The organism is Streptomyces sp. NPDC057010, from assembly GCF_042673805.1.
In the GTDB taxonomy this organism is placed as follows: Bacteria; Actinomycetota; Actinomycetes; order Streptomycetales; family Streptomycetaceae; genus Streptomyces.
This window is the reverse complement of sequence record NZ_JBHUSC010000109.1, coordinates 1-5,985: the sequence shown is the minus strand read 5'-3', so window position 1 is coordinate 5,985 and position 5,985 is coordinate 1. Positions and strand designations below refer to the sequence as shown.

The window sequence follows — 5,985 nt, the reverse complement described above, 5'->3', positions numbered from 1 at the left end:
GCCCCCGGGCCCCCGCGCCTCAAACGCCGGCGAGGCTGATTTTGTCTCCGGCGGCTCCTCAAACGCCGGAGGGCTGAAATTGCCCTCCGGGCAATCCAGCCGCACCAGGCGGACGGCAGCAGCCAAATCCAGCCCCGCCGGCGATTGAGGCGCGGGGTCTGGGGCAGAGCCCCAGGAGCGGAGCGCAGCGCAGCGGCAACCCCGGACCCCCGGAGGGAACCGGTTCGGGGGGTTCCGTTGCGCGGCAGCGCGCGGCACTCTGGGGAGGCGCCCCACGACGCGAGGCGGTGACGGGCATGCGGTTCGACTCCGGCCGGGTCTGCCTGGACCTGGTGGCCACATTCGCCCCCCACGAGGGGATCCGGGACGGCGACGAGCTGCGCCTGTGGTTCGCCGGGGCCGGGCTCGTGCCGGACCGGACCCCGCTCGCCCGGGTCGGCCCCGACTGGGTCGCGGCCTTCCGGACCCTGCGCGCCGATGTGGAGGCCCTCGTACGGGCGGAGCTGCACGGGACCGAGCCGGACGACCCCGCCCTGGCCCGGGTCAACGCGCTGGCCGCCGGTCCACCCCCGGGCCTGTGTGCCGTACGCGACCGGGAAGGCCACCTCGTACGGGAGCTGTGCGGCGGCGTGGAGTGCGGCGCACTGCTCGCGGCCGTCGCCCGGGACGCCGTCGAGCTGCTGACCGACCCCGGCGAACGGGCCCTGCTGCGCGCCTGCGAGGGCGACGGCTGCACCCGCGTCTACCTGGACACTTCCCGGGGACACCGGCGCCGCTGGTGCTCCAGCGAGCTGTGCGGCAACCGGGAGCGCGTCGCCCGGCACCGCCGCAGGGCCCTGGCCGCGGGCACCGTGTAGGCGGTTCCGGAACGGGCGTGCGGACAGGGTGCCGATTCGCGTACGGTTGACGGTCGCCCATGCACGTCAGAAGGGGGCCTTGGTGGCCGCGCAGAATGCCGCTGTCGACAGCACGGCGGATTCCGTCCGAGATCGGGAGATCGCGGTCGAGCAGACGCATCTCGACCGGGTGTACCGACGCCTCGAGGAGAAGATCCACGAGGCCGAGTTCCTGATGAAGGACGCGGCCAAGCGCGGGCAGGTGGGGACGCCCGGCGCCCTCGCCGAGCGCGACGCGCAGGTCTTCCGGGCGGGCATCCACCTGAACCGGCTGAACAACGAGTTCGAGGACTTCCTCTTCGGCCGCATCGACCTGGTCCTCGGCAAGGACGGTGAGCGCGGCCCGGACGGCGCCTACACCTCCGTAGAGCCCGCCGACGAGGCCATCCGTCCCGATCTCACCGCGGACATCGCCGAGACCCTGCACATCGGACGCATCGGCGTGCTCGACACCGACTACGCGCCGCTGGTCATCGACTGGCGCGCGCCCGCCGCCGCGCCCTTCTACCGCTCCACGCCCAAGGACCCCGGCCGCGTCGTGCGCCGCCGCGTCATCCGCTCCAAGGGCCGCAAGGTGCTCGGCGTCGAGGACGACCTGATGCGCCCGGAGGTCACGGCCTTCCTCGACGGCCGCGAGCTGCCCGCCCTCGGCGACGGCGCGCTCATGGCCGCGCTCGGCCGCGCCCGCACCCACACCATGCGCGACATCGTCTCCTCCATCCAGGCCGAGCAGGACCTGGTCATCCGGGCCCCCGCCGCCTCCGTCGCCGAGGTCGCCGGCGGCCCCGGCACCGGGAAGACCGCTGTCGCCCTGCACCGCGCCGCCTACCTGCTCTACCAGGACCGGCGCCGCTACTCCGGCGGCATCCTGATCGTCTCCCCGACCCCGCTGCTCGTCGCCTACACCGAGGGCGTGCTGCCCTCCCTCGGCGAGGAGGGCCAGGTCGCCATCCGGGCGCTCGGCTCGCTGGTCGACGGCGCGGAGGCGACCACCTACGACGACCCGCCCGTGGCCCGGATCAAGGGCTCCTCGCGGATGCTGAAGGTGCTGCGCAAGGCCGTACGGGGCGCCCTGGAACTGGGCAACGCCCCCGACCGGCTGCGGGTGGTGGCCTTCGGGCGCCGCCAGGAGCTGGAGGCCGACGAGCTGAACCGGATCCGGCAGACCGTGCTCAGCGGCACCGCGCCGGTCAACCTGCTGCGCCCGCGCGCCCGCAGGCTGCTGCTCGACGCCCTCTACGCGAAGTCCGGCGGCGCCGGCCGGCACAGCGACCCCGAGCTGGCCGCCGAGCTGCGCTCCGCCTTCGACGAGGACATTTCCACCGAGGACGCGTTCATCGACTTCCTGAACGCCTGGTGGCCCGAGCTGACCCCGCGCGGGGTGCTGGCCGCGATGGCCGACGAGCGCAGGCTCGGCCGCTGGTCGCGCCGGGAGCTCAACCCGCGCGAGACCCGCCAGCTGGCGCGCTCGCTGCGCCGGGTGGGCCCGGACGGCAAGGGCCCCCTGTCGGTGCACGACGTGGCCCTCCTCGACGAGCTCCAGCAGCTGCTCGGCGCGCCGGCGCGGCCCAAGCGCAAGCGCGAGATGGACGTGCTCGACCAGCTCAGCGGGCTGGAGGAGCTGATGCCGACCCGCGAGGAGACCCGGTGGGAGCGGGCCGAGCGGCTCGCGGCGGAGCGCACCGAGTACGCGCACGTCATCGTCGACGAGGCCCAGGACCTGACGCCGATGCAGTGGCGCATGGTGGGCCGCCGGGGCCGGACGGGCACCTGGACGGTGGTCGGCGACCCGGCGCAGTCCTCCTGGACCGACCCGGATGAAGCGGCCGCGGCCCGCGACGAGGCCCTGGGGTCCCGCCCGCGCCGGCGGTTCACGCTGACCGTGAACTACCGCAACCCGGCCGAGGTCGCCGAGGTCGCCTCCCGGGTGCTGCGCCTGGCGATGCCCGGCATGGAGCCGCCGTCGGCGGTGCGCTCCACGGGCCTGGAGCCCCGTTTCACGGCGGCGCAGGGCGATCTGGGCACGGCCGTGCGCGAGGAGACGCGCAGGCTGCTGGAGCAGGTGGACGGCACGGTGGGCGTGGTCGTGGCCATGGACCGGCGCGCGGAGGCGGCGGGCTGGCTCGCGGACCTCGGCGAGCGGGCAGTGGCGCTGGGCAGCCTGGAGGCCAAGGGCCTGGAGTACGACGCCACGGTGGTCGTCTCCCCGGCGGAGATCGCGGACGAGTCCCCGGCCGGCCTGCGCGTGCTGTACGTGGCGCTGACGCGCGCGACGCAGCAGCTCACGGTGGTCTCGGCGGACCGGGACAAGCCCGGCGCGGACGGGGTGCCGGAGCTGCTGCTCCCGTAGCCCGCCCAGGGCTTCGTACGGCCGTTTGGTCCGCGGCCGGGAGCGTGGTGCCGGAAACCGACGTCGGGCACGGGGATGACATCGGGCGATCCTTTGTTAGCCTGGGTACGGCACCGACTCGATCCAAGCCCCCGGGCCCAACCTTCGTCGCTTAGAGCGACCACTTGCCGCGAGGCGAGCATGGCGGGTCGGTGTCATCAGACGAATCAACAGGTCCGCGCCCTCCATCTGCTGGGGGGCGCGGACCTGTTTTGTATGGACCCCCCGTTCCGAACGTCCCGGGTATCTCGTATGGTGGAAGAGTTCTTCCGAAATTTGTAGCTGGTTACCTTGTACCGGCTGGTAGGTGGGACGATCGGACAACAGGTCCTGCCACACCTGCCGTGTGCCGGGCCCTGTGCGTACAAGCGAAAACCAGGGACAGAAGAGGAACACGGCCATGGCAACGGCGCCCAGCGTCTCGTATTCGATGACGGTCCGCCTGGAAGTGCCCGCGAGCGGAACCGCGGTCTCCCAGCTCACCACTGCCGTGGAGTCCTCCGGTGGTTCGGTCACCGGCCTCGACGTGACCGCCTCCGGCCACGAGAAGCTCCGGATCGACGTCACCATCGCCGCGACCTCCACCGCGCACGCGGACGAGATCGTCGAGAAGCTGCGCGGGATCGAGGGCGTCAGCCTCGGCAAGGTCTCCGACCGAACCTTCCTGATGCACCTCGGCGGCAAGATCGAGATGTCGTCCAAGCACCCCATCCGCAACCGCGACGACCTCTCGATGATCTACACCCCGGGCGTGGCCCGCGTGTGCACGGCGATCGCGGAGAACCCCGAGGACGCCCGCCGCCTGACCATCAAGCGCAACTCCGTCGCAGTCGTGACGGACGGTTCCGCCGTGCTGGGCCTGGGCAACATCGGCCCGATGGCCGCGCTGCCCGTCATGGAGGGCAAGGCGGCCCTCTTCAAGCGCTTCGCCGGCATCGACGCGTGGCCGATCTGCCTCGACACCCAGGACAGCGACGAGATCGTCGCCATCGTCAAGGCGATCGCCCCGGGCTTCGCCGGCATCAACCTGGAGGACATCTCCGCGCCGCGCTGCTTCGAGATCGAGGCCCGCCTGCGCGAGGCCCTCGACATCCCCGTCTTCCACGACGACCAGCACGGCACCGCGATCGTCGTCCTCGCCGCCCTCACCAACGCACTTCGCGTCGTGGGCAAGGCAGTTGGCGATGTGAAGGTCGTCATGTCGGGCGCCGGCGCGGCCGGTACGGCCATCCTCAAGCTGCTGCTCGCCGCGGGCGTCAAGAACGCGGTCAGCGCCGACATCCACGGTGTCGTGCACGCCGGCCGCCCCGACCTCGTCGACGCGCACGAGGACTCCCCGCTGCGCTGGATCGCCGACAACACCAACCCCGAGGGCTACACGGGCACTCTGAAGGAGGCCGTGGTCGGCGCCGACGTCTTCATCGGCGTCTCGGCCCCCAACGTGCTCTCCGGCGAGGACGTCGCCGCGATGGCCGAAGGCGCGATCGTGTTCGCGCTCGCGAACCCGGACCCCGAGGTGGACCCGGCCGTCGCCCGCCAGACCGCCGCCGTCGTGGCCACCGGCCGTTCCGACTTCCCGAACCAGATCAACAACGTGCTGGTCTTCCCGGGCGTCTTCCGCGGCCTGCTGGACGCCCAGTCCCGCACCGTGAACACGGACATGATGCTGGCCGCCGCGACCGCCCTGGCCGACGTCGTCGGCGAGGACGAGCTGAACGCGAACTACATCATCCCGTCGGTGTTCAACGACAAGGTCGCGGGTGCGGTCGCGGGTGCCGTCCGCAAGGCCGCCACGGCCGGGTGACGACCGCTGTGAGCGCGCTCACGGCCGCCTGATACCGGCGCGTCGCGAGATGCGGGCCCGCCGGGCCGCCTCTAGGGTTGCGGGGATGCCCGCGAGGTCTGCGGTCCACAGGGGCGTGTGAGCGAGGGCGTGGACGGAGCGTCACCGCGGCGTGACTGTGGCGCTTTTCGTGTGACCCCGGCGGGTGCCGGATTGGCTTTCCCGCCGCTGGTGGGGGCAGGATGCGTAACCGGGCGAGAGGGTCTGACGTTCAGACCCGGGTCCGGGGACTGTCCGAGGGCCCTGGCAGCATCGGCTTCGATCTCACGCCTCTAAGGCAAGTTGAACACGGGAGTACAACATGAACCGCAGTGAGCTGGTGGCCGCTCTGTCCGAGCGCGCCGAGGTGACCCGCAAGGACGCCGACGCCGTTCTGGCCGCGCTCGCCGAGACCGTCGGCGAGATTGTCGCCAAGGGCGACGAGAAGGTCACCATCCCCGGCTTCCTGACCTTCGAGCGCACCCACCGTGCCGCTCGCACCGCGCGCAACCCGCAGACCGGCGACCCCATCCAGATCCCGGCCGGCTACAGCGTGAAGGTCTCCGCGGGCTCCAAGCTCAAGGAAGCCGCCAAGGGCAAGTAGTCCTGCCCCGGCGCCGAAGGCCGCACAGGCCTTTGGAACGGCAGTAGCGCGCAGGAAGTGCGCGCAGCAGTACGCAGAACGGCGAAGGGCGGCCACCCCGGGCGGGGCGGCCGCCCTTCGGCCTGTTCCCGGGCCTCCCGGGCGCCTGTGCCGCTCGCGGCGCTTGAGGCGCCTGAGGCGCTTTGAGGGACCGTCAAGGGCCTTGAGGGGCCGCCGGACGCCGGGCGGGAACGGGAGAGCCCCCCGGGCCCCTCGCGGGGCCCGGGGGGCTCTG

At 72.5% G+C, this 5,985-nt stretch carries 4 protein-coding genes; all 4 read left to right on the top strand.

Going from position 1 to position 5,985, the window contains the following annotated elements; translation table 11 throughout:
• Window positions 1-296: 296 nt before the first annotated feature.
• The 4 genes from ACFTXQ_RS36200 to ACFTXQ_RS36185 all read left to right on the top strand — a co-directional run bounded on the left by ACFTXQ_RS36200 (window position 297) and on the right by ACFTXQ_RS36185 (window position 5,711).
• The gene (locus tag ACFTXQ_RS36200; RefSeq protein ID WP_382649818.1) at window positions 297-857 is read left to right on the top strand and encodes a CGNR zinc finger domain-containing protein; all 561 of its coding nucleotides are present in this window, start codon (window positions 297-299) and stop codon (window positions 855-857) included.
• 82 nt (window positions 858-939) lie between these two features.
• On the top strand, window positions 940-3,246 hold the full coding sequence (locus ACFTXQ_RS36195) for a HelD family protein (protein WP_382649815.1): 2,307 nt from the start codon (window positions 940-942) through the stop codon (window positions 3,244-3,246).
• A gap of 439 nt (window positions 3,247-3,685) precedes the next feature.
• Window positions 3,686-5,089: an NAD-dependent malic enzyme gene (locus ACFTXQ_RS36190; protein ID WP_382649813.1), complete on the top strand. Its 1,404-nt coding sequence runs from the start codon at window positions 3,686-3,688 to the stop codon at window positions 5,087-5,089.
• A gap of 340 nt (window positions 5,090-5,429) precedes the next feature.
• Entirely contained in the window at window positions 5,430-5,711 is a 282-nt protein-coding gene (locus ACFTXQ_RS36185; RefSeq protein ID WP_007264399.1) for an HU family DNA-binding protein, read from the top strand.
• Window positions 5,712-5,985 lie beyond the last annotated feature (274 nt).

Excerpts from the sequence above, each read along its gene's own strand:
- ACFTXQ_RS36190 (WP_382649813.1), top strand. The coding sequence starts at position 3,686 with ATGGCAACGGCGCCCAGCGTCTCGTATTCGATGACGGTCCGCCTGGAA.
- ACFTXQ_RS36185 (WP_007264399.1), top strand. The coding sequence starts at position 5,430 with ATGAACCGCAGTGAGCTGGTGGCCGCTCTGTCCGAGCGCGCCGAGGTG.
- ACFTXQ_RS36200 (WP_382649818.1), top strand. The coding sequence starts at position 297 with ATGCGGTTCGACTCCGGCCGGGTCTGCCTGGACCTGGTGGCCACATTC.